This is a genomic window from Amycolatopsis pittospori, assembly GCF_013870525.1.
Lineage (GTDB): Bacteria > Actinomycetota > Actinomycetes > Mycobacteriales > Pseudonocardiaceae > Amycolatopsis > Amycolatopsis pittospori.
Map to the genome: position 1 here is coordinate 19,184 of NZ_JACBXD010000030.1, position 24,967 is coordinate 44,150.

Consider the following 24,967-nt stretch of genomic DNA (forward strand, 5'->3'; position numbering starts at 1 on the left):
AAAACGGGCAAGCCGTACGTTGTCCAGGTATGGCTGTCGCGTTCTTGCTCTATGTCGTCGCCGAGATCGCCGCCGTCTGGGCGGTGGGCTCGGCCATTGGCGTGCTCGGCACGATCGCGCTGCTCTTCGCCGGTGCGTTCATCGGATCCTGGCTCGCACGCCGCGAAGGCGGGCGCGCGTTCCGGGCCTTCGCCGAGTCCTCCCGCCTCGGCCGCCCGGCCGACGCGGAGAAGGAACTCACCGACGGGATGCTGATCGGCCTCGGCGGCCTGCTGATCCTGCTTCCCGGTTTCGTCAGCGATGTCTTCGGCCTGCTGCTCATCCTCCCGCCGACACGGAGCGTCGCGCGCAAGGTCTGGCAGAAGCGCATGGCGCGCCGCGCGGTCAAGTTCGCCAACCGCACGCGCGGGCCGGTGATGGTGGTGGACAGCGAGGTCGTCACGGACACGCCCCCCGCCGAGGCCACGAAGAAGCAGCCGCCGGTGATCGAAGGCCGCATCGTCGAGGGTTGAGCTCCCTAGCTTCGCCACTAGCTTCGCCACTACACTACTAGTGGCGAAGCTAGTGGCGAAGCTAGGACGGCGGCATGCTCCACGACGAACTCATCGAGATCATCTCTAATCTCCGTACGCTCGGTGGCGATCATGCTTTCGTAGAGGCGAAACGCGCGGAGACGAAGCTGCCCAAGAGCGTGCGCGAGACGCTTTCGGCCTTTGCCAACACCAGCGGAGGCATACTGATCTTCGGCCTCGACGAATCCCGTGGCTTCGAGGCGAACGGCGTTCGAGATCCAGCCAAGCTGGAGGCCGATCTGGCCGCGATGTGTTCCGAGAACCTCGAGCCTCCCCTCCGGCCGCTGATCGGAACGCACCGATTCGAGGATGCCGACCTCGTGGTCGCCGAGATCCCCGAACTGCCATCCGGCAGCAAGCCCGCGTACAACCGCGGGACAGGCATGACACAGGGAAGCTACATCCGAGTCGCCGACGGCGACCGAAAGCTAAGCCCTTACGAAGTCCAGCTGATGGTGGCGAACCGCGGCCAGCCGCGAGACGACGAACAGCCAGTTCCCGGAAGCTCGGTCGCGAACCTCGATGGCTCACTCACCGAAGCCTTCCTGAATCGCCTTCGCCGCCATCGCCGGAGAGCATTCGCAAACCTCGACACCGCCGCGGCGCTACGCCGGGCGAAGGTACTCATTGGCGAGGAGCTGTCCCTGGCCGGACTCTTGGCTTTGGGCGAGTACCCGCAGGAATTCTTTCCTCAGGTCATGTTGACGTTCGTCCACTATCCGACCAAGTCGGGACCTGACCCGCGAAGCGGCACGAGGTTCGTCGACAACGTCGCGGCCGAGGGGCCGATTCCGGTGATCGTCGACGAAGCCCTCATCGCCCTCCGTCGCAACATGAAGCGCCGATCGACGATTCGTGGCGCAGGGCGGGCGGAGACTTGGGAGTACCCCGAAACGGCATTGCGCGAGGCAGTGGTCAACGCGCTGGTGCACCGCGACTACTCCGGACCCGCACTGGGAACTCAAGTGCAGGTCGAGATGTATCCCGACCGCCTGATCATCCGCAATCCCGGCGGCCTCTACGGGTCGGTCCGCGAGGAGAATCTCGGTGTCGAAGGCACGTCCTCGGCTCGCAACGCGACCTTGCTCAAGCTTCTGGAGGACACGCCACTACCAGGGTCGGACCGCCCGATCTGCGAAAACCGCGGATCCGGGATCCCCGCGATGCTGGCGGCGATGCGAGACGCCAAGCTCAGTCCGCCGCGGTTCGCCGATGACATCTCGACTTTCACGGCCACCTTCCCCAACCACACCCTGATGGGCGACGGTGCCGTCCAATGGATCGCGTCGCTTCGTGAGCATGGGCTGACTGACGGCCAATGTCACGGCCTCGCGATGCTGTTCCACGGTGAGACACTCAACAATCAGGCCTACCGCAACGCGAACGATCTCGACTCTCGCGTCGCCACAGAGGAGCTCGGCGATCTGGTCGCTCGCGGCTTGCTCGTTCCGGCCGGTGGACGTCGGTACGCGCAGTACACCCTCGCCGACGACGTCGTCCCGACCCCTGTGGATGGTCCGGTTCGTGAGCGGCGACGTGCCGATCGCCGCGAGGAAATTCTTCTCGCGCTAGGTGAAAACGAGGCGACCCGTGCCGATTTGGTGACGGCGACAGGACTTCCGGATCGAACGGTGTCACGTTGGCTGAGCGCCCTGCTCCGGCAGGGACTGATCGAAGCGACGGAGCGAAATCTGCGTAGCCCCAACGTGCGTTATCGCCGCACCCCGCAGCGCACTCTCGACGAGGGCTGAGCCCCCGAAGCTAGGCGCCGCTCGGCTTGGGAATGTCGAAATAGCCGCTGAACCGGACGGCCGGCGCGTACTCGCCCTTGACCTTCACCTTGCCGGTCACGAACATCGCCGCCACGGCCGCGTTGCCGGTGGCCATCCGGATGAAGTCGTCGACGGACAATGTGATGGTGGTGTCCGGAGTGCGCGCGAGATCGGTGCTGGAAACGCACACGCCGTCCTCGATGACCGTTTGAAAACGATCGAATCCGTCTTCTCCGCCACCTTCGGTGAATCGCCACGCGACGACGAAATCGACATGGCGTGCGCGTTCCGGGACGAAATGGTCCGACATTCGACGGAAAATCTCGTCGAGGAACGCCGAACGCAGTTCCGGATGGTCGGCGATGCCCTTGAGCTGCTCCCGCGACGCCCGCTGGACGACGTCGACGAGAACCTCCGTCTCCAGTGAGCTCAGCTCGATGCCCGCGCCGGTTTCCCCCAGCATGTGCAGGGTTTCCAGCACCTGGACGAACTGTTCGGGGGTCAGCTTGGAGAGCTCGAGCTTCTCCGCGAAGGCGTTGACGACGTGCTCACCGCGAGTGCGCGCGTGGTGCAGCCGCAACGGACGGGAAAGGCGGACCTTCTCCCGCCAGCGCTTGTTCCTCGAATTTCGGGACACGGCACGGAAGTGTATCTGCTCGGCCGGGCTCAGGACGGTTTCGGAAGGTCGAAGAAACCGATCAGGCCCGCCGCGAAGGCCAGATCACCTTTTACTTTGATCTTTCCGGTGACGAATAGCACAGCGGGGGTGGCCTGATGGGTGATGAGCCGGAAGAAGTCGACGGGCGCGATCGTGATCGTCACCCTCGGCTTCTCCTTCATATCGCGACTGACCGTGCACTCGCCGTGCGAGATCACCGTCTCGTAGCGGTCGTAGCCGCCGTCGCCGGTGCCGCCGGACAGCCGCCAGTGGACCACCGCGTGCAGTGTCTTCGCCCGGTCCTGCCGGATGTGGGCGCCCATGCGGTCGAAGATCTCGCGGAGCACGCGCTCCCGGAGCGGCCGTTCGGCGACGACACTCTCCAGTTGCGTGCGGGAGGCACGGGCGACGAGGTTCGCGAACCGGGCCGGGTCGACCTTGCGGAGGTCGAACGCGGGCGCGGACTCCGCGAGCCGTCCCAGCGCGGCCAGCAGCCGCCGGACGTCGTCCTTGCCGAGGTCCTTCGGGTCGACGGCACCCGCGACGTCGTTGACGTCGAGCGCGTGCGCGTCGGCCGAATCCGGCTCGATCCGTTCCAGCGCGTCGACCAACGCGCGGCCGGTCAGCCCCACGATCTCGGTCATCTGCCCTCCACCTTCGCCTACCCAGGCGTAAGGCTACCCGTGAGTAGGTAGGCGGGCAAGCGTGCCGAAATCACCCTCGCCGGGGGTAGCCCGGTAGCGTCTCACCGGAGAAAAGGGAGGTCTTGAGTGTCCGAGGAAGTACCGCGTCCCGCCGAACGCGCCAAACGGCTGCCGAGAGCGGTGCGGGAACGCCAGATCCTGGACGCAGCGGTCTCGGTGTTCTCGCGCTACGGCTATCACTCCGCGTCGATGGACGAGATCTCCGAGGTCGCCGGCGTTTCCAAGCCGATGATCTACACCTACCTCGGGTCCAAGGAAGACCTCTTCGGCGCGTGCATCCGCCGCGAAGCCACCCGCCTGCTGGAGGCGGTGCAGGACGGGATCAAACCCGATCTGCCGCCCGACATGCAGCTTTGGCACGGGCTTCGCGCGTTCTACCGCTTCGTCGCCGACTACCGCGAGTCCTGGACGGTGCTGCACCGCCAGGCGATGACCGTCGGCGGCACCTTCGCCGCGGAGATCACCGACATGCGCACCCGCGCGATCGAACTGGTCGCCGCGCTGGTCGTCTCCGCCGGTACCCGCAAGGGCCTCGGCGATCAGGCCGAGTTCTCCGGCGCCGGCCTGTCCGCCGCGCTGGTCGGGGCGGCCGAGTCCCTGGCCGACTGGGCGCTCGACCACCCCGATGTCTCCGACGGCGTGCTCGCCTCGTGGCTGATGAACCTCGTCTGGCTCGGGTTCAACGACCTCGTCGAAGGCGATGTCTGGAAGCCGTCAGAGAGCGACGACTGAGCCCTCCAGGTGCGGCTTCGGCTTGCGCGCGTTCCAGAGTTCGAAGGCCCAGCCCCGGCCTTCGCTCCAAGTGGTGAACGCCGCCGTCGCCGGAAGCAGCACCGGCTGCTTGAACCTGACGTCCACGGTGAACGCGTCCGGCAGCCTGCCCTCGAACGCCGAGAGCGCGTGCGCCTTGGTCCACATGCCGTGCGCGATGGCGGCCGGGAACCCGAACGCCTTCGCGGTGATCGGGTGCAGGTGGATCGGGTTGCGGTCGCCGGAGACCTCGGCGTAGCGGCGGCCGATGTCGCCGGGCACCTGCCAGATCGCGTTGGGCGTCGGCTGGGAGAGCTGACCGCGTGAGGTCTTCTCGCCGCTGCCGCCACCGCGGCGCAGGTACGTGCTGACGTCCGTCCAAACAGGACTGTCACCGGTGAGCAGTTCGCTGACCACGTCGAACTGCTTGCCCTTTTCGTGCGGACGCAGGTCTTCGGCGCGCACGCGCAGGGTGAAGGATTCGTCGAGCCTCAGCGGACGGTGCTGGGTGATCCGGTTCGCGACGTGCACCATGCCCAGCAGCGGGAACGGGAAGTCGGGTTCGGTCATCAGCGCCATCTGCAGCGGGAACGCCAGGATGTGCGGGTACGTCGCGGGCAGGACGTCGCTCAGCCGGAAGCCGCACACCTGGTTGTACGCGGCGAGGTGCGCCGGATCGACGACCACGCCCTCGCGGACGAACTCGGTGCCCGGCAGGAGGTCCCCGCCGCCGTTCTTACGCAGGGAACCGAGTAAAGCCTTGGGGTACAACGAAGACAGGCTCGGCGTCTCGCGAAGTTCCTTGACCGCCATGATCACGCCCCCAGCAGTGCCTGGCCGCAGACGCGGACCACGTTGCCGTTGACGGCGGCCGAAGCCGGGTTCGCGTACCAGGCGATCGTCTCGGCGACGTCGACCGGCAGCCCGCCCTGGCCGAGGCTGGACAGCCGCCGCCCGGCCTCACGGATGAACAGCGGCACCGCGGCGGTCATCTTGGTCTCGATGAAGCCGGGCGCGACGGCGTTGATGGTGCCGCCGTATTCGGCGAGCTGCGAAGCGCCGACGTTCACCATGCCGATGACGCCCGCCTTGCTGGTGGCGTAGTTGGTCTGGCCGACGTTGCCCGCGATGCCGGCGATCGAGGAGACGCCGACGATCCGGCCGTTCTCCTTGAGCACCTTGGCCGACAGCAGTTTCTCGTTCACCGCGAGCTGCGACGCGAGATTGACCGCGATGACCGAGTCCCAGCCGCCTTCGGTCATGTTGCCCAGGGTCTTGTCGCGCGTGATGCCCGCGTTGTGCACGACGATGTCGACGCCGCCGTGGCGCGTGGTCAGGTACTCGGCGAGCTTCTCCGGCGCGTCGGCGGCGGTGATGTCCAGCTGCAGCGCCGATCCGCCGACCTTGTTGGCCACCTTGGACAGGTCCGCGCCCTGTGCGGGGATGTCGAGCGCGACGACGTGCGCGCCGTCGCGGCCGAGTACCTCGGCGATGGCGGCGCCGATTCCCCGGGACGCGCCGGTGACCAGGGCGACCTTGCCGTCGAGCGGTTTCGCCCAGTCGGCCGGGGCCGAAGCGGTCTTGGTCTCGGTGCCGACGCGGATGACCTGGGCGTCGACGAAGGCCGACTTCGACGACAGCAGGAACCGGAGCGTGGACTCGGTGGCCTCTTCGGCGCCTTCGGCGACGTACACGAGCTGAGCCGTCGCTCCGCGCTTCAGTTCCTTACCGACGGAACGGACGAAGCCTTCGAGCGCGCGCTGAGCGATCCGCTCGTGCCCTTCGGCCAGTTCAGGGGGCGTCCCCAGGATGACGACGCGCCCCGACGAACCGACGCTGCGGATCACGGGGTGGAAGAAGGAGTAGACCTCGCGAAGCTGCTTCGGGTCCTTCACGCCTGTCGCGTCGAAGACGAGTGCGGCGTGCTTGTCGGCCGCCGCGGAGATGACCTCGATACCCGCGCGGTGCAGCTGCGCCTCGATCACCTTTTCGAGTCGGCCGCCCGGCGCGGCGCCGAGAAGTGCGGGACCCTCGAGAGCGGGCTGACCGGGCTTGTACCGGCGGAGCGTCGCGGGATTCGGCAGGCCGAGCTTCGGCACCACGAACTTCCCCACCGGGGATTTCGTGAACTGCTGGTACCTGTCAGCCATTACGTGCCTCCCGTGCAGTTTGCGTCACGTCGCATTCTAACCTACCCGCGAGTAGGTTACAGTGTGAGAGAGCCTACGGAGGAGTGGAAAAAATGGCCACGAAAAGGACGGCACCCGTGCGCAAGGTCGCGATCATCGGCGGCAACCGGATCCCCTTCGCCCGCTCGAACGGTCCGTACGCGAAGGCGTCGAACCAGGACATGTTCACGGCCGCCCTCGACGGCCTGGTCAGCCGCTTCTCCCTGCAGGACGAGGTGATCGGCGAGGTCGCCGCCGGCGCCGTGCTCAAGCACGCCCGCGACTTCAACCTCGCCCGCGAAAGCGTCCTCGGCAGCAGGCTGAACCCCGCCACTCCCGCCTCCGACGTGCAGATGGCGTGCGGCACCGGTCTGCAGGCGATCGTCAACGTCGCCAACAAGATCGCCCTCGGCCAGATCGACTCGGCCATCGCGGGCGGCGTCGACACCACGTCCGACGCCCCGCTGGCGGTCAACGACGACCTTCGTCAGATCCTCGTGCAGCTCAACGCCGCGAAGACGCTGGGTGACCGGCTCAAGCTCGCCGCGAAGCTGCGCCCCGGCCACATCGTCCCCGAGATCCCGCGCAACGCCGAGCCGCGCACCGGGCTCTCCATGGGCGAGCACGCCGCGCTGACCGCGAAGGTCTGGGAGATCACCCGCGAGGCGCAGGACGAACTCGCCGCCACCAGTCACCAGCGCCTCGGCGCCGCGTACGACAGCGGGTTCTTCGACGACCTCGTGACGCCGTTCCTCAAGCTGGCCCGCGACCAGAACCTGCGTCCGGACTCCACCGTCGAGAAGCTCGCGAAGCTGAAGCCCGCGTTCGGCGGCCCCGACGGCACGATGACCGCGGCCAATTCGACGCCGCTGTCCGACGGCGCGTCGACGGTCCTCCTCGCGACCGAGCAGTGGGCGAAGGCCCGGAAGCTGCCGGTGCTCGCGTACCTGACGTTCTCGCAGACCGCGGCCGTCGACTACGTCCACGGTGACGAGGGTCTGCTGATGGCGCCCGCGTACGCCGTCCCGAAGATGCTCGACCGTGCCGGGCTCACCTTGCAGGACTTCGACTTCTACGAGATCCACGAGGCCTTCGCGTCGCAGGTGCTCGCCACCCTCAAGGCGTGGGAGGACCCGGCGTTCGCCAAGGAGAAGCTGGACCTCGACGCGCCGCTCGGCTCCATCGATCGAGCGAAGCTGAACGTCAACGGTTCCTCGCTCGCGGCCGGGCACCCGTTCGCGGCGACCGGCGGCCGTATCGTCGCCACCCTCGCGAAACTGTTGAACGAGAAGGGATCCGGCCGCGGGCTCATCTCGATCTGCGCGGCGGGCGGCCAGGGCGTCACCGCGATCCTCGAAAAATAATCGGTCCGCCCTGAGCGAATCAGGGGGAAACCCGGGTGCCTTTGTCGGTACCCGGGTCTAGTTTGTCCGCATGTTCGCAGTGCAGGCGAAAGCGCTGGTCAAGACCTACGGGTCCACCAAGGCGCTCGACGGGGTGGATCTGGCGATCCCGACGGGCAAGGTGCTGGGCCTGCTGGGCCCGAACGGCGCCGGGAAGACGACGACGGTCCGCATCCTGACCACGCTGCTTCGCCCGGATTCGGGTGCGGCGGAGGTGGCCGGGCACGACGTACTGACCCAGCCCGACGCCGTCCGGCGGTCGATCGGGTTGTCCGGGCAGTACGCCGCGGTGGACGAGAACCTCACCGGGTTCGAGAACCTGTACATGGTCGGCAGGCTGTACGGGAGCAAGAAGGTCGCGGCGAAGGCCAGGGCGCGTGAGCTGCTTTCGCGGTTCCGCCTGGAGGACGCGGCCGACAGGCCCGCCAAGACGTACTCGGGCGGTATGCGGCGGCGGCTCGACCTCGCGGGTGCGCTGGTCGCCGAGCCGACCGTGGTGGTCCTCGACGAACCGACCACCGGACTCGACCCGCGCGGCCGGATCGAGACCTGGGAGGTCATCAAGGAACTGGTCGCCGACGGCACCACCGTCCTGCTGACCACTCAGTACCTGGAGGAGGCCGACCAGCTCGCCGACTCGATCGTGGTGATCGACAAGGGGAAGGTCATCGCGCGCGGCACGGCCGACGAACTCAAGCAGGAGATCGGCGGCGAGCGGCTGGAACTGGTCGTCGCCGACGCGGGCGACCTCGCCGCGACCACGCAGGTGCTCGCCGAGGTCGGCACGGGCACGCCGTCGGTCGACGAGCACACCCGCAAGGTCGACGTCCTGGTCGAGGGCGGGCCGAAGGCGTTGATCGAAGCGCTGCGGCGGCTGGACGCTCAGGGCGTCGCCGTCCTGGACGTCGCCCTGCACCGGCCGACGCTCGACGACGTCTTCCTGTCGCTGACCGGGCACGCCACGGACGAGGGGGACGAGAAGTGAGCACGGTCGCGAAGGCCTTTTCCGACGGTGGCGTGATCACCTGGCGGAACCTGAAGAACGTCCAGCGCAACCCGGACTGGCTGATGGCGGCGACGCTGCAGCCGATCATGTTCGTCCTGCTGTTCGCCTACGTCTTCGGCGACGCGATCGGCGGCGAGGCGGGTGGGCTCGCCTACCGCGAGTTCCTGATCGCGGGCATCTTCGCGCAGACGGTCGCGTTCAACTCGGCGTTCACCGTGATCGGGTTCGCGAACGACCTGCAGAAGGGCATCATCGACCGGTTCCGTTCGCTGCCGATCTCCCGCCTCGCGGTGATCTTCGGCCGGACGACGTCGGACCTGGTCATCAGCGTGGTGGCGCTGATCGTCATGTCGCTGTGCGGACTGCTCGTCGGCTGGCGGATCCGCGGCAGTTTCTTCGACGCGGTGCTCGGCTACCTGGTGATGCTGATGTTCGCCTGGGCGCTGTCCTGGGTCGGCGCGTGGATCGGGCTCGTCGCGCGCAGCGTCGAGGTCGCGCAGAGCGCCGGGCTGATGTGGATGTTCCCGCTGAGTTTCATCTCGACGGCGTTCGTCCCGGCGGACAAGCTGCCCGGCGTGCTGAAGGCGATCGCCGACTGGAACCCGTTCACCGCGGTGATCAACTCGGCGCGCGACCTGTTCGGGAACCGTTTCGGAGCCCCGCCGACAGGCTGGCCCGCCGAGCACTCGTCGATGTACGCGATCCTGTGCTGCATCGCCATCATCGCGATCTTCGCGCCGCTGGCGACGGCCCAGTACAAGAAGGTCGCGAGCCGCTAGAAAAATCTTCTGTCGAAAATGTCGAACCGTCGTCGGACCGGTCGACGCGCTGGTGAGGGCGGGGTAGAACAAGCCTCGCCACGACACTGAGGAGCAACGATGCGGTTTCTGATGATGCACCGGCTGGACGAGAGCGCCCCGGAAGCCTGGAACCCCAGCAAGGAGTTCATCGAGCAGATGGGCGCCTTCGTGGAGGACTCGTTCAAGAAGGGCATCCTGATCACCGCGGAGGGTGTGCACCCGTCCGAGCGCGGCGCGAAGGTCCGCAAGGTGCGAGGCGGCAAGATCACCGCGACCGACGGCCCGTTCACCGAGGCCAAGGAGGTCATCGGCGGATTCGCGCTGATCAACGCCAAGGATCTGGCCGAGGCCGTCGCGTTCGCCGAGACCTACGCGGCGCTGTTCGACGAGATCGAGGTCGAGGTCCGCACGGTCGTCGAGGCTGAGGACATCGCCGCTCTCACCGAGTGACCCAGTAGCCCGAGAGTGTTATGAAAGGTCCGTTCATAACAGGACTTGTTATGAACGGACCTTTCATAACATCGGTAGCTACTTGGTGATGGCCTTCTCGGCGCGCTTCGCGAGCTTCTCGGCGCGCTTCTCCGTCTTGGACGCCGCCCGGCGGGCGCGCCAGCCGAGCGACGGCTTGCCCGCGGTGTCGGCGGCGGCCAGGAGCAGGCCACCGGCGAGGCCGGCGTTCTTGATGAACTGGATCTGCTGCTGCTGACGTTCGGCCGGTTCCTTGATCTCCCAGAACCGGTGCGTGGCCAGCGTCGTCGGGACCAGGCTGCCGATCAGCAGCAGCGAGGCCAGCCGCGGCGCCTTGCCGGTGGCGAGCGCGAGCCCGGCGCCGACCTTCACCGCGGCGTCGATGCGGACGAGGGTGGCGGGATCACGCGGTACGGACTCCGGGACCACTCCCTCGAGCTTTTCGAAGGTTCCGGAGAGGAAGGGCTCCGCGGCCTTCGCGTGGCCCTGGGTGTCCCTCAGCGCGCCGATCCCGCCGGAGATGAAGATCGCGGCGAGGAGCGGACGTGCGACGCGGCGGAGAATCACGGTCGTTGCCTTTCTTGATCCGAACCCTGGAAAGCAAATCTATCCCCAGACTTCCCGTCCGCCGGGCCGCCGAACCGCGCTAACGGAGTATCTTCGAATATTTCTCCAGTGCTAGACAGCACTAGATTCCGTTAGCGAGCCGGATACGCCATCGGCAGCTTGAACCCACGGTCGGCCGCGACCTCCCGCAGCCGGTCCGGATAGTCGGTGATGATGCCGTCCACGCCGTCGTCGATGAGCTTGTGCATCGTGGCCGGATCGTCGATCGTCCAGGGCACGACCTTGATCCCCGCCCGATGCGCCTCGCCGACCAGCGCTTTCGTCGTGAACGGCCGGTAGTCCGGGTCGCCGACCTTGCCGCCCTGAGGGTTGCCGTGCACCGGCGACAGCGCGCTCGCGCCGAACGACTTCACCGCGCGGACGGGGCTGCCGCCGAAGTCGTCGATATCGAGTCCGCCCAGCCACGGCGATTTGCCCGGCTGGCCGACCTGGAGGAACTCAGGCTGCGTCAGCGCCACCCGCGGGATCCAGGGCGCGACCTCGCGCAGCAGCATCAGCGCGCCCCAGTCGAAGCTCTGGACGGTGACGTTGTGCGCGAAGCCGGAGCGCAGGACCTCCCGCACGACCCGGTGGACGAACTGGTCACGCGGCGCCGTCTCCTGCGGAGCTGCGGCCTCGACCTTCGTCTCGATGTTGAACTTGAGGCCCCAGGCGCGGTGCTCGCGGGCGAGCTGGAACAGCTCGGCGAGCGTCGGCATCTTGGCGCCGGGGGACAACGTCTGGCCGGGGTGGGCGGGCTGCCGGATCGAACCGCAGTCCAGCGTGCGGACCTGCGCGAACGTCAGGTCCTTCACGTACTTGCCGACGTACGGGAACGCCGGGTCGCCCGGTGTCGCGGGCGCGGTGTCGCGGCATTTCGCCGGCGTCGTCTTGCGGTCGTGGGTGATCACCTCGCGACCGTCCTTGGTGATCTGGATGTCGAGTTCGAGCGTGGTCACCCCCAGTTCCATCCCCTTGGCGAACGACGCGAGCGTGCTCTCGACCGTGAGGCCGAGCCCGCCGCGGTGAGCCTGGACGTCGAAGGCGCGACGCGGGTGCGCGTCGGCGACGCCGGCCGTCCCGAGGGTCAGCGCAGCGGCCATGACCAGCGCGAATGTCTTCATGGGTGAACCATGCCACGCCTCGGTGAACTGGAATTGACTTTGACGCAACGTCAACCTCTAGCTTGGGGACATGCCGAACGAGAAGGAGTGGTCGATCCAGGACATCGCCCGCTCGGCCGGGACCACGAGCCGCACGCTGCGCCACTACGGCGACATCGGGCTGCTCGAACCGAGCCGGGTGGGGAGCAATGGATACCGCTACTACGACCAGGACGCGCTGGTGCGGCTGCAAAGGATCCTGTTGCTTCGCGAACTCGGGCTGAGCCTGCCCGCGATCGGCGAGGTACTCCAAGGGGAACAGGACACGACGGCGGCACTCCGCACGCACCTGAAGTGGCTGGAGCAGGAGCGACAGCGGCTCGGACGGCAGATCGAATCGGTCAGGACGACCTTGAAGAAGACAGAGAGAGGTGAACGACTGATGGCAACGGAAGTGTTCGACGGCTTCGACCACACGAAGTACGAAAAGGAGGTCACCGAACGCTGGGGCGCCGACGCCTACAAGCAGGGTGACCGCTGGTGGAAGTCGCTGAGCGCCGAGGACAGGAAGGCGCACCAGCAGGAGCAGCAGGACATCGCGGCCGCTTTCGGCGAGGCCCGCGGCAAGGGTCTGCCCGCCGACGGCGACGAGGTCCAGGCGATCACGCGCCGGCTGTACGAGTGGCTCCGACCGGCCGTACGGGCCGTGTCGAAGGGCTACTTCGCCGGACTCGGGCAGCTCTACGTCGACGACCCGCGCTACGGGAAGTACGACGAGAAGCACGGCTCGGGCACCGCGGAGTTCATCCGCGACGCGATGGCGGTCTACGCCGAGCGCAACCTGAGTGAGTAAGAACGAGGGACGGGGCTGCAGACCCGTCTCTGTTCATCTGTCGCGCGCTGACGAAGGCGCCCCGCAGGGCGGAGACCGGATGAAACCTCTGGTGAACGAAGCAGCCGCCCTGCAAACCGTCTCCGTGGGCCTCCGGCCCAAACGAGGCGCGCGACGGTGAAGTCTCCGTCGGGCGCAGAGCGCCCTTGGGGAGACCACTTGGCCGCATTTGCCGCGACACGCCTATCCCTCTATGGCGGAATATCGGGCGAGAGCTAGAAACGCCGATAGCGTGTGAGAGTGGATCCCATCCGCAACCCCTTCGCGCCGGGCGCCGGTCAACGGCCGCCCGAGCTGGCCGGCCGTATGCGTGAGCTCCAGGCCTTCGAGGTCGTGCTCGAACGGGTCGCGCGCGGGAGACCGGAACGCAGTCTGATGCTGACCGGACTGCGCGGCGTGGGGAAGACCGTGCTGCTGGGCGAACTGCGCTCCAAGGCGATCAAGCACGGCTGGGGCGCGGGCAAGATCGAAGCCCGTCCCGACACCGAACTCCGTCGGCCGCTTTCGGCCGCGTTGCACCGCGCGATCCGCGACCTCGCCGTGCGCCACCGCGCGCCGGACCGGGTCGAGCAGGTGCTCGGCGTACTCAAGGCGTTCGCGCTGCGTGCCAACAAGCCGGACGCGAAACTCCGCGACCGCTGGCAGCCGGGGATCGACGTGCCCGCCGCGCAGGGCCGCGCCGATTCGGGCGACATCGAGATCGACCTGGTCGAATTGTTCACCGAGGTCGCGGAACTGGCCGCGGATGTCGGCACCGGGGTCGCCCTGCTGATCGACGAGATCCAGGATCTGCTGCCCGAAGACGTCTCCGCGCTCTGCGCCGCCTGTCACGAACTCTCGCAGTCCGGGGCGCCGCTGGTCGTCGTCGGCGCGGGACTGCCGCACGTGCCCGCCGTTCTTTCGGCGTCGAAGTCGTACTCGGAACGCCTCTTCCGCTACGCGCGCATCGACAGGCTCGAGCGCGAAGACGCCGACCTCGCCGTGATGGCACCCATCGAACGCGAAGGCGCCGGCATCGAGCCCGAAGCACTTGACGCGCTCTTCGACGCGTCCGGCGGTTACCCGTATTTCATCCAGGCCTACGGCAAGGCCGCCTGGGACGCCGCTCCGGCGGATCCGATCACCGTGAAGGACGTCCAGGTCGCCGCACCGGAGGCCGAATCGGAACTCGCGGTCGGCTTCTTCGGCTCCCGCTACGAGCGCGCGACACCCGCCGAACGCGAGTACCTACTCGCCATGGCGGAGCTGACGCAGGGCCGGGACGAGTCCGCCGGCACCGCCGATGTGGCCGTCTACCTGGGGCGGAAGCCTTCGTCGCTGTCCCCGGCGCGGGACAGCCTGATGAAGAAGGGCTTGGTGTACTCCGCCGAGCGCGGGCATATCGCGTTCACCGTCCCGCACTTCGGCCACTATCTGCTCGGCCGGGACTAGCCCTCTCTGGGTCTTTATAGCGCGATCACTAGAAAGCGGTAGAAAGTCCTACCGCCGACTTCATCGCACCTTCTTCCGCCGTATCGGGCGGACGCTAGAGATGCCTAGCGTTACCAAGAAGTGACCGGCGACACCAAATCCCTCCGGATTTCCCCATCTGTTGCCGATGATTCATCGGCAGGTGTGCCAAGTCACCGGATAATCGTTGGCTTCCTTGTGAAAAAGGGTGCATACTAGAGACACAGCCACCAAGACTCAAGACCCTCAAGGGGATGACTTAAACCGATGAACAACATCGCCGCCAAGCTCCGTGCCCGTCGCGCCGAGGCTCGCACTCGCCGGGCCCTGAACCGGGCGATCGACACCGCGGCCACCGCGACCGTTCGTCAGGAGCTCATCGCTATCTCCCAGGCGCGTCACACGCATATGCGCTGACCCGACAACAACCGTTGTAGGTGTCATCCATTCGAGTGACCTACGACACATAGTGCGTGAGGTGTAACGCGGCGGAACGCCACGTCGATACCCACTACGACCCCGTGATGCTGGCGGACCCCCGACCTGGCAGCATCACGGGGTTTCCATATGTCCGGACCCCCTTTGAAAGTTTCTTGCCTTCACCGCTTCGCGGAGTAATGTTTGACTTCGTCAACGAATCTGTTGAGGTGGTCAAATGACTGAATACGCGGACCCGGTGGCGACCGTCCGGGCCTTCAACCGTCTGTACACCGGCGTGATCGGCGTCCTCGACGAAGGGCCGGCCGACGCCGAGTACTCCCTGAGCGAGGCCCGGGTCATCTTCGAACTCGCGCAGCAGGACCCGACGCAGGTCACCGAACTGCGCAAACGTCTCGACCTCGACGCCGGGTACGCGAGCAGGCTGCTCGCCAGGCTCGAAGGCCGCGGTCTCCTCACCCGTGAACGCAGCGACGAAGACGCCCGCCGTCAGGTCGTCCGGCTCACCGAAGTCGGGCGGAAGGCGTTCGCCGTTCTCGACGAACGCTCGGTGGATCGCATCGGGTCGCTGCTCGGCCGGTTCGGCGACGAGGAGCAGGAGCGGCTGCTCGGCGCGATGGACGCGATCACCGCGCTGGTCGGCGAGCGCGCGTCGGATCCCACGCTGGTCCTGCGCCCGCCCAGGCCGGGCGACTTCGGCTGGGTGGTCCAGCGCCACGGCGCCCTCTACTCCCGTGAGTACGGCTGGGACGAACGCTTCGAAGCCCTGGTCGCCCGCGTCGTCGCGGACTACGTCGACAAACGCGGCGAGCCCCGCCAGGCCGGGTGGATCGCCGAACTCGACGGCGAGCGCGTCGGCAGCATCTTCTGCATGCCCGCCGAGGACGGAACCACCGCGAAACTGCGGATGCTGCTCCTCGAACCGGCGGCCCGCGGCCGCGGGGTCGGGAAACGCCTGGTCACCGAATGCGTCGAGTTCGCCAGGGCCTCCGGCTACGCGGCGATGGAGCTCTGGACGGTCTCGCTGCTGGAGGCGGCGAGGGCGGTCTACCAGAAGGCCGGCTTCCGGCTGGTGAGCGAGGAGACGATCCCGGGCTTCGGCTACGAACTGACCGGGCAGACCTGGCGACTGGAGCTTTAGCTCGGTTCTTCCGCCGAGTGTCGATTCGCGGTGCGCTTGTTCGTCTAGGGACCATCGATCCTTAGGGAGGACGCCATGCCCCACTACATCGGATTCATCCGCGCGACGAAGGATTCGCACGACCACCTGGGCCCCGACGAGGCGCAACGCGTGCTCGAGAACTACCTGGCCTGGGCCGACGAGCGCACGAAGGAGGGCCGGTTCGTCGGCGGCGGTGGGCTGTCGAAGAGCGGCCGGGTGCTGCGCGGCTCCGGCGGTGAGGTCGGCGCGACCGACGGTCCGCATACCGAGGCCACCGAGATCGTCGGCGGCTACCAGGTCATCGAGGCCGACGACCTCGACCAGGCGGAGAAGATCTTCGCGACGCATCCGCATCTGGCGTTCGGGCCGATCGAGGTCCGCAAGGTCGGCGAACGCGGTTGTGAGGACTGAGATGCCGAAGTTCGTCGGTCTGATGACGTTCCCGCCGGTCGACTCGCCGGCGGAGCCCGCCGGAGACGGCATCGACCGGTACTTCGCCTGGCAGGAGGAACTGCGGGCGTCCGGGAAACTGATCGCGGCCGCCGGCCTGGACCCGGAATCACGGGTGGTGCGCGCCGGGACGATCACCGACGGCCCGTTCACCGAGGCCAGCGAGATCGTCGCCGGGTATCTGGTCGTCGAAGCCGCTGATCTCGACGAAGCGGCGAAGCTGTTCGAGACGCATCCGATCGCCGTGGACGGCGTCGGGATGTTCGTGGTCAGCGAGATCACGCTGGAGCTCGACACCCCGCGCGGAGAACACCTGAGTCGCTTCGAGCGGTCATGAGCCGCCCGGCCGGCGTGGTGGAGCATCTGTTCCGGCACAGTGCCGGGCGGATCGTCGCCACGCTGGCCAGGGCACTCGGCCCCGAGCGGCTCGACCTCGCCGAGGAGACTGTCGCGGACGCGCTGGAGCAGGCGTTGCGGACCTGGCCGCAGTGCGGGGTGCCCGACAATCCGCGGGGCTGGCTGTTCCGGGCCGCGCGGAATCGGGCGATGGACGTCGTCCGGCGGGAGCGGACGCTGCGCACGTTGCTGCCGCATCTCGTGGAACTCGACGGCTACGAGGTCGACAGGCGCACGGACGACGAACTCGTGCTGATGCTGCTGTGCTGCCATCCCGCGCTGCCGACGGTCTCGCAGGTGGCGCTGACGCTGAAGACCGTCGGCGGTCTCGGGGTGAACGAGATCGCGGCCGCGTTGCTGACGAAACCGGCGACGGTGGCGCAACGGCTCGTGCGGGCGAAGAAGTGGCTGCGGGAGTCCGGGAAGCCGCTCACGCTACCAGGGCCGGACGCGCTTGAGTCCAGAGTGGACAGTGTGCTGGCCGTGCTCTACCTGCTGTTCAACGAAGGCTACGACGCGACGACCGGCGAGGTCGCGGTGCGCGGGGAACTGTGCGGTGAGGCGATCCGGCTGGGGCGGCTGCTGCTGGCCGAACCGAAGACGGAGCTGCCGAGGGTGCGGGCGCTGGTCGCGCTGATGTTGCTGCAGGCGAGCAGGCTGCCCGCGCGGGTCGACCGGGATGGTGACCTGCTTCTGCTGGAGGAACAGGACCGCGGCCGCTGGGACCACGCGATGATCGCCGAGGGAACGCGGCTGTTCGAGCGGGCGTGCACCGGGCCGGAGATGTCGGCGTACCACGTCGAGGCGGCGATCGCGCTGTGCCACAGCACGGCTTCGCCGCCCGATTGGCGCCGGATCGTCGGGCTGTACGACGACCTGCTGGCGCTGCGGCCTTCGCCGGTCGCGCGACTGAACCGGGCCATCGCACTGTCCATGGTGGACGGTGCCGCGGCCGGGATCACCGAACTCGAAGCCATCGAAGCCGACCTGCCGGACTACACGCTGCTGCCCGCCGTCCTCGGCGCGCTCTGGCTCCGCGCCGGCGACCCCGCACGCGCCGCCGTCCACTACCGGCGAGCCCTCGCGCTGCCCTGCTCGGACCCGCAACGCCGCTTCCTCACCCGACGCCTCGAGGCGTGCACCACCACCCCTTGACCAGCGGTTTTGCGCTTCCCCTCACGAACCCCACCCCCCACCCGTCCCAGGGGGGCGCGCCCCGCACCAGCGTATCGGGAGGGGGTGTCGGGGAGCGGGTGCGTGAGGGGATTCGGGCGAAGTTGTCCACAACGGTGGTGGGGTGTGGACAACTGGGGCGGGATGTCGCGAAGGGGCCCTTCGAGGCGTTGAACGTCTCAAAGGGTCCCTTCAGGACATGAGGGAAGGGTGCCGCGAGTAGGTGACTGATTGCGGGGAGTGGCCAACACCCGGAGTTCACGCGCGCGGGGTTATCTGGGGGAGTGAACTGGATCGCGTACGTCGACGGCTACTGCGAGCGGCTGGCCCCCGGACTCTGGGGCGAACCGCTCAACAGTCTCAGCAACCTCGCGTTCCTGATCGCCGCCGTCGCCGTCTGGCGGCAGCCGAAGGGCCGCGTCTTCGGGCTTCTCATCGGCCTGGTGTTCCTCGGCAGCACGGCCTTCCACCTGCTCGCCACCCGCTGGTCCGCGGCCGCCGACACCGGCTTCATCCTGGTGTTCGTCCTGTATTACGCGGCTGTGTTCCCGCAGGTGTTTCTCGGCGCCGCCCGCAAACTGTCGTGGCTCGGCATCCCGGTGTTCCTCGCGTTCACCGCCGTCGTCGCTTCGCTCGGCGGCGGCTTGTATCTCTCCGCGCTGATCGGTCTCGTGGTCTTCGCGATCATCCTCAAAGGAGAGCACCGGAGGCGCTTCGCGGTCACTGCCGCGGTCTTCGGGGTGTCCCTCTCGTTTCGCACGGCCGATCACACCGTCTGCGGGAACTTCCCCGCCGGAACCCACTTCCTCTGGCATCTGCTGAACGGTCTCGTGCTCTACCTGGCCGCCACCGCGGCCACGAAAAAGGCCGCGTCCCAAGAGGACGCGGCCCTTTCCTGAACCAGCGGACCCGGAGCTAGTGGACGCCGATTTCGCGGAGATCCTTGTCGTGCTCGTCGGCGTGGTAGTCCTCGGGCGCGGTGTCGTCCGTGCCGTTGAAGACCTTCATCTGCCGCGCGATCACCGTGAAGATCACCGCGATCAGCAGGTTCGCCACCAGCGCCACGAACCCGACGTAGATCTGCAGCTGCGAGCCGCTGAACGGGTGCCAGCCGAAGATCGACAGGTTGCCCATCGACAGCGCCGAGCCGCCGAAGTGCGCCTTGCCGGTCGCCGCGTTCGGGATGTTGTAGAGCATGATCAGGCCCCACCCGATGCCGACGATCCAGCCCGCGATCAGGCCCCAGCGGTGGAACCAGCGCGTGTAGAGCGAGATCGCCACCGCGGGCAAGGTCTGCAGGATCAGCACACCGCCGATGAGCTGCAGGTCGATCGAGAACTGCGGGTCGATGAACAGGATGAACGCCACCGCGCCGAACTTCACGATCAGCGAAGCGAGCTTGGCCTGTTTCGCTTCCTGGCCCGGCGTCGCGTCCTTCTTGATGTACTCCTTGTAGATGTTTCGGGTCCACAGGTTCGCCGCCGCGATCGACATGATCGCCGCGGGCACCAGGGCGCCGATACCGATCGCGGCGAACGCGATGCCGGCGAACCACGACGAGAACTGCGAGTCGAACAGCACCGGGACGACGGTGTTCGTGTCGGGTTTGCCGGTGGCGTTGTTGGTGATCGGCGAGACCGAGGCGCTGATCGCCACGTAACCCAGCAGCGCCAGCAGGCCCAGGACCAGCGAGTACGCCGGCAGCGCGACCATGTTCCGCTTGATCACGCTGCGGCCGCGCGAGGCGAGCACGCTGGTGAGCGAGTGCGGGTACAGGAACAGCGCGAGCGCCGAACCGAGTGCCAGCGTGGCGTACTGCAGCTGGTTGTTGGCGTTGAGGAGGATCCCGTCCGCCTTCGACGGAGTCTTGTCGAACTTCGCCTGGGCCGAGTCGAAGATCGCCGACCAGCCGCCGAGCTTCGAGGGCAGGTAGATGATCGCCACGATGATCACGAGGTAGATCAGGATGTCCTTGACGAACGCGATCAGCGCGGGCGCGCGCAGGCCGGACTGGTAGGTGTAGACCGCCAGGATGATGAAGGCGACCAGCAGCGGCAGGTGCCCGACGATGCCGGAGCCGTTGATGCCCATGGTCCGCAGCACCGCTTCGAGGCCGACGAGCTGCAGCGCGATGTACGGCATCGTCGCGATGATGCCGGTGATCGCGATCAGCAGCGCCAGCGTCGGCGAACCGAACCGGCCGCGGACGAAGTCGGCGGGCGTGACGTAACCGCGGACACGCGAGACCGACCACATGCGCAGCGCCGGCATCAGCACGATCGGGTAGACGATGATCGTGTACGGCAGCGCGAACAGCCCCATCGCGCCGGCGCTGAACATCAGCGCCGGGACGGCGACGAACGTGTAGGCCGTGTAGAGGTCACCGCCGAGCAGGAACCACGTGATCCACGAACCGAACTTGCGGCCGCCGAGACCCCACTCGTCGAGATGGTCGAGGGTGTTGCCGGCCTTCCAGCGCGAGGCGACGAAGCCGAGCACGGTGACCACCGCGAAGAGGATGGTGAAGATGATCAGCTCTGGCCATTGGATGTTGGTCACTTGACGTCCCCCTCGTCGAGCTCGTCCACGGACAACCGGTCCGGACGTTCACTGGTCGGCTTGTCCCTGGTCATCGCGTAGACGATCCCGGTGCACAGGACGCCCACCGCCACGAACACGAATTGGAACCAGTAGAAGAAGGGCATCCCGAACAGCCGAGGACCGTCCGAATTGAACAAGGACGTGATCAGCACCAGCAACGGGATGACCAGCAGGAGGTTCCACGGGCTGAACTGAAAGCCCCTCACCTTCCCGTCTGCCTTACCTGACGCCATCGGACCTCACCTAACATTCCCGTAACCCCGGATGGACCCGATGACCCTAGAACCTCGGCCCCACCTGGGTCACGCGTGTCCGATATCGATTTGATCAGCGACACCCATCCGACGAAGGGCGGTTGCCGTCCCGCGTTCCGCCGGATATCAATAGCCGCAGTGGCGAACAGGAACTTCGCACGCAAGATCAAAGGGGCATCGGATGAAGAAACTCCGCTATGCGGTGGTGATCCCGGCTGTCGCCGGCACCATGCTGGCCGGGTTCACTCCTGCGTTCGCAGGACCGGAGGCGGCCAAGCAGCAGCCTCTGAACTCCACCAACATTCCGGCGAAGTACGCGGACCAGAAGCTGGACTGGCACAAGTGCACCGCCAGTGAGCTGCCGACCGCGCCGCCTCCGGGGGCCGAGAACATCGAGTGCGCGACCTACCGCGCGCCGCGCAACTGGTACAAGACGAACGAGGCCATCGACCTGACGATCGCCGTCAGCCGCCTCGCCGCCACGAGCGGTAACGCGACCGCCAGCGTGATCACGAACCCGGGTGGCCCCGGCGCTCCGGGCCGTAACTTCCCGGCTCGTCTGCGCAACCAGACGAAGCTCCGCGCGAACCAGGAGATCATCGGTCTCGACCCGCGCGGCACCGGCAAGAGCACCAACATCACCTGCGGCAACGCGATCGGCACCGGTTCGGACCTCGACCCGCGCGACCGCAGCCGGGCGAACCTCAACCTGATCCTGGACGCCACCAAGTACGCGGCGGACTCGTGCCAGGTGAAGTCCGGCGAGCTGGGCCCGCTGATCAACACCGCGCAGACGATCCGCGACATCGACCTGCTGCGCGTCCTGCTGGGCCGCGACAAGATCAACTGGGTCGGCTACTCGGCGGGCACCTGGATGGGCGCGCACTACGCGCAGCAGTTCCCCACCCGGACCGGCCGCTTCCTGCTCGACTCCTCGACCGAGTTCACCACGACCTGGCAGAACTCGTTCGACGGACAGCCGCTCGGCTTCGAGCGCCGCTGGCGTCAGGACTTCCTGCCGTGGATCGGCAAGTACAACAAGGTCTACAACTTCGGCAAGAACGGCGAGGCCGCGCGCCAGACCTACGAGAAGGTCCGCTTCGCGCTGACGCAGAACCCGGTCGAGGTGGACGGCGTCCCGGTTTCGGCCAACGCCCTCGACTCGACCATCGCGTCGTACCTCTACTCGAAGCGCAACTTCCCGGCGCTGGCCGACTACCTGGTCAACCTGAAGACGCTGACCGAGGGCACCTCGACGCAGCAGCAGAAGGCCACGGCCGCGCAGAAGGTCAAGGCCGAGACCGTGGACGGTGACGGTGTCATCGGCCCGCAGCCGCTGTTCGTCCCGTCCGACGGCGACGCCTACAACGCCAGCTTCTGGTCCATCCCCTGCAACGAGGGCACCTGGACCGGCAACCGCCAGAGCGTCATCCGGCAGTCGCAGAAGCTGATCGACAAGGATCTGCCGCTGCTCGGCGCGGGCTGGCTGATCCAGCCGTGCATCTTCTGGAAGAACAAGCCGGTCGACCTGCCGAAGCTCGACGGCCGCGGCGTCCCGCCGGTGCTGATCGTCCAGTCGGTGCACGACCCGGCGACCCCGATCGAGGGCGCGACCCGTGCGCACCGCGCGTTCGCCAACTCGCGGATGATCACGGTGACCGGCGAAGGTGACCACGGCATCTACGCCGGCGGCAACGTGGGTGTGGACAAGGTCGTGGAGGACTACCTCGTCGACGGCAAGGTGCCGAACGACCAGAGCCTCCCCGGACTCCCACTTCCGGTGCCCGCGGGCGGCTGAAGCCCCTAGGGATTGTGGCCCCGTCGAGCTCCGGCTCGGCGGGGCCCTTTCTTTGAGCGGTCCACAGACCTGTGCACAGAGTTATCCACAGGCTGGGGGTAACTCCGCTTCATGTACCTAGGCGGCCCACCAAGACCGGTATTAGTATTGGGCTCATGGTGCGAGTGCCGTTGACGGACGAGGAACGCGAACGCGGCGAGCGGCTGGGGCTGGTGCTCCGGGACGCCCGCGCGTCGACGTCGCGAAGCATGGTCGAAGTCGCCGCGGAGGCCGGGATCTCGGTGGAGACGCTCCGGAAGATCGAGACCGGCCGGATCCCGACGCCCGCCTTCTTCACGGTGGCGGCGATCGCGGACGCCGTCGGTCTGCCGCTGGACACACTCCGGGCGGCCGCGGAGGGCGGCGCCGAAGAGGTCGCCGAAGCGAGTTAGGGGCGCAGCGTCGCCAGCGCGTGCGCCCGGTCGTTCAGATAGAGGAAGCCGTCGATCGGCAGGTCGAAGCTGTTCAGCAGGCTTTCCAGGGTGGCGTATTCGTCCACGCCGAGCCGCAGGTTCTCCTTCATCGCGTGCGCGACGAGGACGTCGGCCAGTTCCTCCCACTCACCCGACCAGTGCAGGGTCCGGTAGAAGGCCAGTACGTCCGGCGCGAGGCGATCGGCGATCTGGTCGAGCAGGCTGTCGCCGAAGAAGCTGATGCGGCCGGCGGCGAGGTCGGCGACGGTCGGGTTGGCCGGGTCGGCCGCGGTGTCGGCGTTGCGGATCACGCCGGGGCCCGCCACCGGATAGCCCGTTTTGACGTTCCCGTTGTCCTCCACCAGCACGATCAGGTGCACGCCGTACCGCTCGCCCGCGCAGCGCCAGCGGCCGTTGTGCTGTCTGCGGCGGGGTTCGCTCGGATCGTTCGCGACGTCCTTGATCACCGCGATGATCTGCTCGTCGGTCCAGCCCGCGGGAAACTCGCTGGTCGCCCGCCGTCCCTTTCCCGGTGCGTGCCCGCCGCCCACTCGTGCTCCTTTCGTCGCATCGAGGGTAACCCGCATTCGGAGTATTCGAATGATCCGAACGCGGGAACGGGTGAGCTCAGGCGATCACGCTGAGCAGTGCCGCACCGACGATCAGCACGTCGACGCCTCGCAGTACCTGGAACGCCGCGCCCCCGCCGCTGACGTCGTAGTTCATCGGAGGCCGGGTCGCGGTCCTCAGCGCGGCGACGACGGCGAGCGGAATCGCGAGCCAGACCGGCCAGAACGGGCTCACCCCGAGCGCCAGTGTCACCAGACCGAGCAGCACTCCCCAGAGCACGCCGAGTACGCCGATCACCAGGCCGTTGACCAGCCGCAGCTCCCAGTCGGACGCCCCGAGCCACCGGCGGCGGCCGGGGTTGCGCCACAGTTCGCCGAGGCCGCCGACGAACGGGACGATCGACGCGTACGCGCCCAGGGCGAACAGCGGACCGGGAGGGATCGCGGGGAAGGCCAAGTGCGCGACGCCGACCAGGCACGCGACCACGACGCCGGCGGCCGCGTAGCGCAGGCGGCCCAGCACTCCCGACCAAGCGAGCCGCAACGTCGTCGGACGGCGCATCGACAGTCGCGGCACCGGCCGCGCCTGGGGGATCAGCAGCATGGGGTCCAGGAAGACCGCGGCCATCGCCCGCAGGAGCCGCGCGTTCCAGCCGTCGACGAGTTCCTGGCGCCCGACCCCGGACATCGGTTCGCCGCCGAAGGCCACCGCGACCGCGGCGACGAACAGGACGGCCGCCAGCACGTCGACCGCGATCGGGCCCAGCCCGGCGGCGGCCACCGTCAGACCGGCCATCGCGAGGACGACCGGCCCCGCGGTCTCCCCGCGGATCGCCGTCCGCCGTGCGGTCACGGCGGCCAGGATCGCGCCGGAGGCGGACAGCGCGGACATCGCGACCCACACGTCCTTCGACCCGCCGCCGATCGCGGTGACCAGCGCGCCGGTGTAGCCGACCACCAAGACCAGGCCAACCCACAGGGTCCACATCCGCTTCACGACGACACGGCGTCTGTCGACGCTGGCGAAGTCCATCCACGTCAGTGTCGCCGGTTCGGCCCAGACGAAGCCACGGCGCAGCAGGCTGCGCCAGAAGAGCGCGCACAGCACGATCAGGAGGCCGAACACCGCCGGAAAGTCCACAACGGACTGTCCAAAGAGGAAATGACGGAGCTTCGGCAGGTTCTGGAACGCCGTGAACAACGCGCCGAACCCGAACAGCGCCAGGAAGGTCTGGTAGTCCCCGTTGAGCAGTCCGCCGAATCGCTGTCGTCCCGGAACGTGCGTGGGGGTTTTCGTGGTCACCACCTTCGAGGTACTCCTTC

Annotated in this window: 27 protein-coding genes; 17 read left to right on the top strand and 10 right to left on the bottom strand. The window is 67.6% G+C overall.

Going from position 1 to position 24,967, the window contains the following annotated elements:
• Positions 1 to 29 precede the first annotated feature (29 nt).
• Positions 30 to 512, top strand: a complete 483-nt coding sequence (locus H5J31_RS18670; RefSeq protein ID WP_181773874.1) for an FxsA family protein — start codon at positions 30 to 32, stop codon at positions 510 to 512.
• A gap of 74 nt (positions 513 to 586) precedes the next feature.
• The gene (locus H5J31_RS18675; protein WP_181773875.1) at positions 587 to 2,323 is read left to right on the top strand and encodes an ATP-binding protein; all 1,737 of its coding nucleotides are present in this window, start codon (positions 587 to 589) and stop codon (positions 2,321 to 2,323) included.
• Positions 2,324 to 2,333: 10 nt separating this feature from the next.
• Here H5J31_RS18675 and H5J31_RS18680 read toward each other — a convergent pair whose 3' ends face one another.
• Complete coding sequence (locus H5J31_RS18680; RefSeq protein ID WP_181773934.1) at positions 2,334 to 2,924, bottom strand: SCP2 sterol-binding domain-containing protein; 591 nt, start codon at positions 2,922 to 2,924, stop codon at positions 2,334 to 2,336.
• Positions 2,925 to 3,010: 86 nt separating this feature from the next.
• On the bottom strand, positions 3,011 to 3,646 hold the full coding sequence (locus H5J31_RS18685) for an SCP2 sterol-binding domain-containing protein (RefSeq protein ID WP_181773876.1): 636 nt from the start codon (positions 3,644 to 3,646) through the stop codon (positions 3,011 to 3,013).
• A 126-nt stretch (positions 3,647 to 3,772) separates the two neighbouring features.
• On the opposite strand from H5J31_RS18685, the gene H5J31_RS18690 reads away from it, so the two are divergent.
• Positions 3,773 to 4,438, top strand: a complete 666-nt coding sequence (locus H5J31_RS18690; protein ID WP_181773877.1) for a TetR/AcrR family transcriptional regulator — start codon at positions 3,773 to 3,775, stop codon at positions 4,436 to 4,438.
• On the opposite strand, the gene H5J31_RS18695 is transcribed toward H5J31_RS18690, so the two are convergent.
• Positions 4,421 to 5,269, bottom strand: coding sequence for a MaoC family dehydratase (locus tag H5J31_RS18695; protein ID WP_181773878.1), 849 nt, complete (start codon positions 5,267 to 5,269; stop codon positions 4,421 to 4,423). The genes H5J31_RS18690 and H5J31_RS18695 overlap by 18 nt on opposite strands.
• Positions 5,270 to 5,271: 2 nt before the next feature.
• A complete protein-coding gene (locus tag H5J31_RS18700) occupies positions 5,272 to 6,606 on the bottom strand; it encodes a 3-oxoacyl-ACP reductase (protein WP_181773879.1) in 1,335 nt (444 codons plus the stop codon).
• 92 nt (positions 6,607 to 6,698) lie between these two features.
• On the opposite strand from H5J31_RS18700, the gene H5J31_RS18705 reads away from it, so the two are divergent.
• The 4 genes from H5J31_RS18705 to H5J31_RS18720 all read left to right on the top strand — a co-directional run bounded on the left by H5J31_RS18705 (position 6,699) and on the right by H5J31_RS18720 (position 10,283).
• Positions 6,699 to 7,988 carry an acetyl-CoA C-acetyltransferase gene (locus H5J31_RS18705; RefSeq protein WP_181773880.1) on the top strand — a complete coding sequence of 430 codons (1,290 nt, stop codon included), beginning with the start codon at positions 6,699 to 6,701 and terminating at the stop codon, positions 7,986 to 7,988.
• Positions 7,989 to 8,058: 70 nt separating this feature from the next.
• Positions 8,059 to 9,012, top strand: coding sequence for an ATP-binding cassette domain-containing protein (locus H5J31_RS18710; protein ID WP_181773881.1), 954 nt, complete (start codon positions 8,059 to 8,061; stop codon positions 9,010 to 9,012).
• Positions 9,009 to 9,812 (top strand): ABC transporter permease, encoded by an 804-nt coding sequence (locus tag H5J31_RS18715; protein WP_181773882.1) that lies wholly within the window; start codon positions 9,009 to 9,011, stop codon positions 9,810 to 9,812. Before H5J31_RS18710 ends, H5J31_RS18715 begins: the two co-directional genes overlap by 4 nt.
• A 99-nt stretch (positions 9,813 to 9,911) precedes the next feature.
• Positions 9,912 to 10,283: a YciI family protein gene (locus H5J31_RS18720; RefSeq protein ID WP_181773883.1), complete on the top strand. Its 372-nt coding sequence runs from the start codon at positions 9,912 to 9,914 to the stop codon at positions 10,281 to 10,283.
• Positions 10,284 to 10,361: 78 nt separating this feature from the next.
• Here H5J31_RS18720 and H5J31_RS18725 read toward each other — a convergent pair whose 3' ends face one another.
• Together H5J31_RS18725 and H5J31_RS18730 are read right to left on the bottom strand one after the other, a co-directional pair.
• Entirely contained in the window at positions 10,362 to 10,868 is a 507-nt protein-coding gene (locus H5J31_RS18725) for a DoxX family protein (protein WP_181773884.1), read from the bottom strand.
• Between the two features lie 131 nt (positions 10,869 to 10,999).
• Positions 11,000 to 12,031 carry a glycerophosphodiester phosphodiesterase family protein gene (locus tag H5J31_RS18730; protein ID WP_181773885.1) on the bottom strand — a complete coding sequence of 344 codons (1,032 nt, stop codon included), beginning with the start codon at positions 12,029 to 12,031 and terminating at the stop codon, positions 11,000 to 11,002.
• Positions 12,032 to 12,101: 70 nt separating this feature from the next.
• Between H5J31_RS18730 and H5J31_RS18735 the strand changes: the two genes are divergently transcribed.
• The 8 genes from H5J31_RS18735 (at position 12,102) to H5J31_RS18770 (ending at position 18,869) form a co-directional block, all read left to right on the top strand.
• Complete coding sequence (locus H5J31_RS18735) at positions 12,102 to 12,863, top strand: MerR family transcriptional regulator (protein ID WP_181773886.1); 762 nt, start codon at positions 12,102 to 12,104, stop codon at positions 12,861 to 12,863.
• 279 nt (positions 12,864 to 13,142) lie between these two features.
• Positions 13,143 to 14,333: an AAA family ATPase gene (locus H5J31_RS18740; protein WP_181773887.1), complete on the top strand. Its 1,191-nt coding sequence runs from the start codon at positions 13,143 to 13,145 to the stop codon at positions 14,331 to 14,333.
• Between the two features lie 285 nt (positions 14,334 to 14,618).
• Complete coding sequence (locus tag H5J31_RS18745; RefSeq protein WP_007032374.1) at positions 14,619 to 14,768, top strand: hypothetical protein; 150 nt, start codon at positions 14,619 to 14,621, stop codon at positions 14,766 to 14,768.
• 238 nt (positions 14,769 to 15,006) lie between these two features.
• Positions 15,007 to 15,930, top strand: a complete 924-nt coding sequence (locus H5J31_RS18750; RefSeq protein WP_181773888.1) for a bifunctional helix-turn-helix transcriptional regulator/GNAT family N-acetyltransferase — start codon at positions 15,007 to 15,009, stop codon at positions 15,928 to 15,930.
• Positions 15,931 to 16,005: 75 nt separating this feature from the next.
• Entirely contained in the window at positions 16,006 to 16,362 is a 357-nt protein-coding gene (locus H5J31_RS18755) for a YciI family protein (RefSeq protein WP_181773889.1), read from the top strand.
• Position 16,363: 1 nt separating this feature from the next.
• Positions 16,364 to 16,738, top strand: a complete 375-nt coding sequence (locus tag H5J31_RS18760; protein ID WP_181773890.1) for a YciI family protein — start codon at positions 16,364 to 16,366, stop codon at positions 16,736 to 16,738.
• Positions 16,735 to 17,952, top strand: a complete 1,218-nt coding sequence (locus H5J31_RS18765; protein ID WP_181773891.1) for an RNA polymerase sigma factor — start codon at positions 16,735 to 16,737, stop codon at positions 17,950 to 17,952. The genes H5J31_RS18760 and H5J31_RS18765 overlap by 4 nt, the downstream gene beginning before the upstream one ends.
• 302 nt (positions 17,953 to 18,254) lie before the next feature.
• Positions 18,255 to 18,869 carry a hypothetical protein gene (locus tag H5J31_RS18770; RefSeq protein ID WP_181773892.1) on the top strand — a complete coding sequence of 205 codons (615 nt, stop codon included), beginning with the start codon at positions 18,255 to 18,257 and terminating at the stop codon, positions 18,867 to 18,869.
• A 16-nt stretch (positions 18,870 to 18,885) separates the two neighbouring features.
• Here H5J31_RS18770 and mctP read toward each other — a convergent pair whose 3' ends face one another.
• Positions 18,886 to 20,529, bottom strand: coding sequence for a monocarboxylate uptake permease MctP (gene mctP, locus H5J31_RS18775; protein WP_181773893.1), 1,644 nt, complete (start codon positions 20,527 to 20,529; stop codon positions 18,886 to 18,888).
• The gene (locus H5J31_RS18780) at positions 20,526 to 20,804 is read right to left on the bottom strand and encodes a DUF3311 domain-containing protein (protein WP_181773894.1); all 279 of its coding nucleotides are present in this window, start codon (positions 20,802 to 20,804) and stop codon (positions 20,526 to 20,528) included. Before H5J31_RS18780 ends, mctP begins: the two co-directional genes overlap by 4 nt.
• Positions 20,805 to 21,006: 202 nt before the next feature.
• On the opposite strand from H5J31_RS18780, the gene H5J31_RS18785 reads away from it, so the two are divergent.
• Positions 21,007 to 22,623 carry an alpha/beta hydrolase gene (locus H5J31_RS18785; RefSeq protein WP_181773895.1) on the top strand — a complete coding sequence of 539 codons (1,617 nt, stop codon included), beginning with the start codon at positions 21,007 to 21,009 and terminating at the stop codon, positions 22,621 to 22,623.
• Between the two features lie 155 nt (positions 22,624 to 22,778).
• Positions 22,779 to 23,054 carry a helix-turn-helix domain-containing protein gene (locus tag H5J31_RS18790; RefSeq protein WP_181773896.1) on the top strand — a complete coding sequence of 92 codons (276 nt, stop codon included), beginning with the start codon at positions 22,779 to 22,781 and terminating at the stop codon, positions 23,052 to 23,054.
• Here the strand turns inward: H5J31_RS18790 and H5J31_RS18795 are convergent.
• Both H5J31_RS18795 and H5J31_RS18800 read right to left on the bottom strand, forming a co-directional pair.
• Positions 23,051 to 23,626, bottom strand: coding sequence for an EndoU domain-containing protein (locus H5J31_RS18795; protein ID WP_181773897.1), 576 nt, complete (start codon positions 23,624 to 23,626; stop codon positions 23,051 to 23,053). The genes H5J31_RS18790 and H5J31_RS18795 overlap by 4 nt on opposite strands.
• A 76-nt stretch (positions 23,627 to 23,702) precedes the next feature.
• Complete coding sequence (locus H5J31_RS18800; protein ID WP_181773898.1) at positions 23,703 to 24,950, bottom strand: DUF6297 family protein; 1,248 nt, start codon at positions 24,948 to 24,950, stop codon at positions 23,703 to 23,705.
• Positions 24,951 to 24,967: the final 17 nt, after the last annotated feature.

What these genes read in the sequence shown, in the direction of transcription:
- H5J31_RS18735 (WP_181773886.1), top strand. Translation starts at nt 12,102, where the DNA reads ATGCCGAACGAGAAGGAGTGGTCGATCCAGGACATCGCCCGCTCGGCC.
- H5J31_RS18780 (WP_181773894.1), bottom strand. Translation starts at nt 20,804, where the DNA reads ATGGCGTCAGGTAAGGCAGACGGGAAGGTGAGGGGCTTTCAGTTCAGC.
- H5J31_RS18760 (WP_181773890.1), top strand. Translation starts at nt 16,364, where the DNA reads ATGCCGAAGTTCGTCGGTCTGATGACGTTCCCGCCGGTCGACTCGCCG.
- H5J31_RS18705 (WP_181773880.1), top strand. Translation starts at nt 6,699, where the DNA reads ATGGCCACGAAAAGGACGGCACCCGTGCGCAAGGTCGCGATCATCGGC.
- H5J31_RS18730 (WP_181773885.1), bottom strand. Translation starts at nt 12,031, where the DNA reads ATGAAGACATTCGCGCTGGTCATGGCCGCTGCGCTGACCCTCGGGACG.
- H5J31_RS18675 (WP_181773875.1), top strand. Translation starts at nt 587, where the DNA reads ATGCTCCACGACGAACTCATCGAGATCATCTCTAATCTCCGTACGCTC.
- H5J31_RS18745 (WP_007032374.1), top strand. Translation starts at nt 14,619, where the DNA reads ATGAACAACATCGCCGCCAAGCTCCGTGCCCGTCGCGCCGAGGCTCGC.
- H5J31_RS18685 (WP_181773876.1), bottom strand. Translation starts at nt 3,646, where the DNA reads ATGACCGAGATCGTGGGGCTGACCGGCCGCGCGTTGGTCGACGCGCTG.
- H5J31_RS18720 (WP_181773883.1), top strand. Translation starts at nt 9,912, where the DNA reads ATGCGGTTTCTGATGATGCACCGGCTGGACGAGAGCGCCCCGGAAGCC.
- H5J31_RS18710 (WP_181773881.1), top strand. Translation starts at nt 8,059, where the DNA reads ATGTTCGCAGTGCAGGCGAAAGCGCTGGTCAAGACCTACGGGTCCACC.
- H5J31_RS18755 (WP_181773889.1), top strand. Translation starts at nt 16,006, where the DNA reads ATGCCCCACTACATCGGATTCATCCGCGCGACGAAGGATTCGCACGAC.
- H5J31_RS18700 (WP_181773879.1), bottom strand. Translation starts at nt 6,606, where the DNA reads ATGGCTGACAGGTACCAGCAGTTCACGAAATCCCCGGTGGGGAAGTTC.
- H5J31_RS18790 (WP_181773896.1), top strand. Translation starts at nt 22,779, where the DNA reads ATGGTGCGAGTGCCGTTGACGGACGAGGAACGCGAACGCGGCGAGCGG.
- H5J31_RS18670 (WP_181773874.1), top strand. Translation starts at nt 30, where the DNA reads ATGGCTGTCGCGTTCTTGCTCTATGTCGTCGCCGAGATCGCCGCCGTC.
- H5J31_RS18750 (WP_181773888.1), top strand. Translation starts at nt 15,007, where the DNA reads ATGACTGAATACGCGGACCCGGTGGCGACCGTCCGGGCCTTCAACCGT.
- H5J31_RS18695 (WP_181773878.1), bottom strand. Translation starts at nt 5,269, where the DNA reads ATGGCGGTCAAGGAACTTCGCGAGACGCCGAGCCTGTCTTCGTTGTAC.
- H5J31_RS18785 (WP_181773895.1), top strand. Translation starts at nt 21,007, where the DNA reads ATGAAGAAACTCCGCTATGCGGTGGTGATCCCGGCTGTCGCCGGCACC.
- H5J31_RS18765 (WP_181773891.1), top strand. Translation starts at nt 16,735, where the DNA reads ATGAGCCGCCCGGCCGGCGTGGTGGAGCATCTGTTCCGGCACAGTGCC.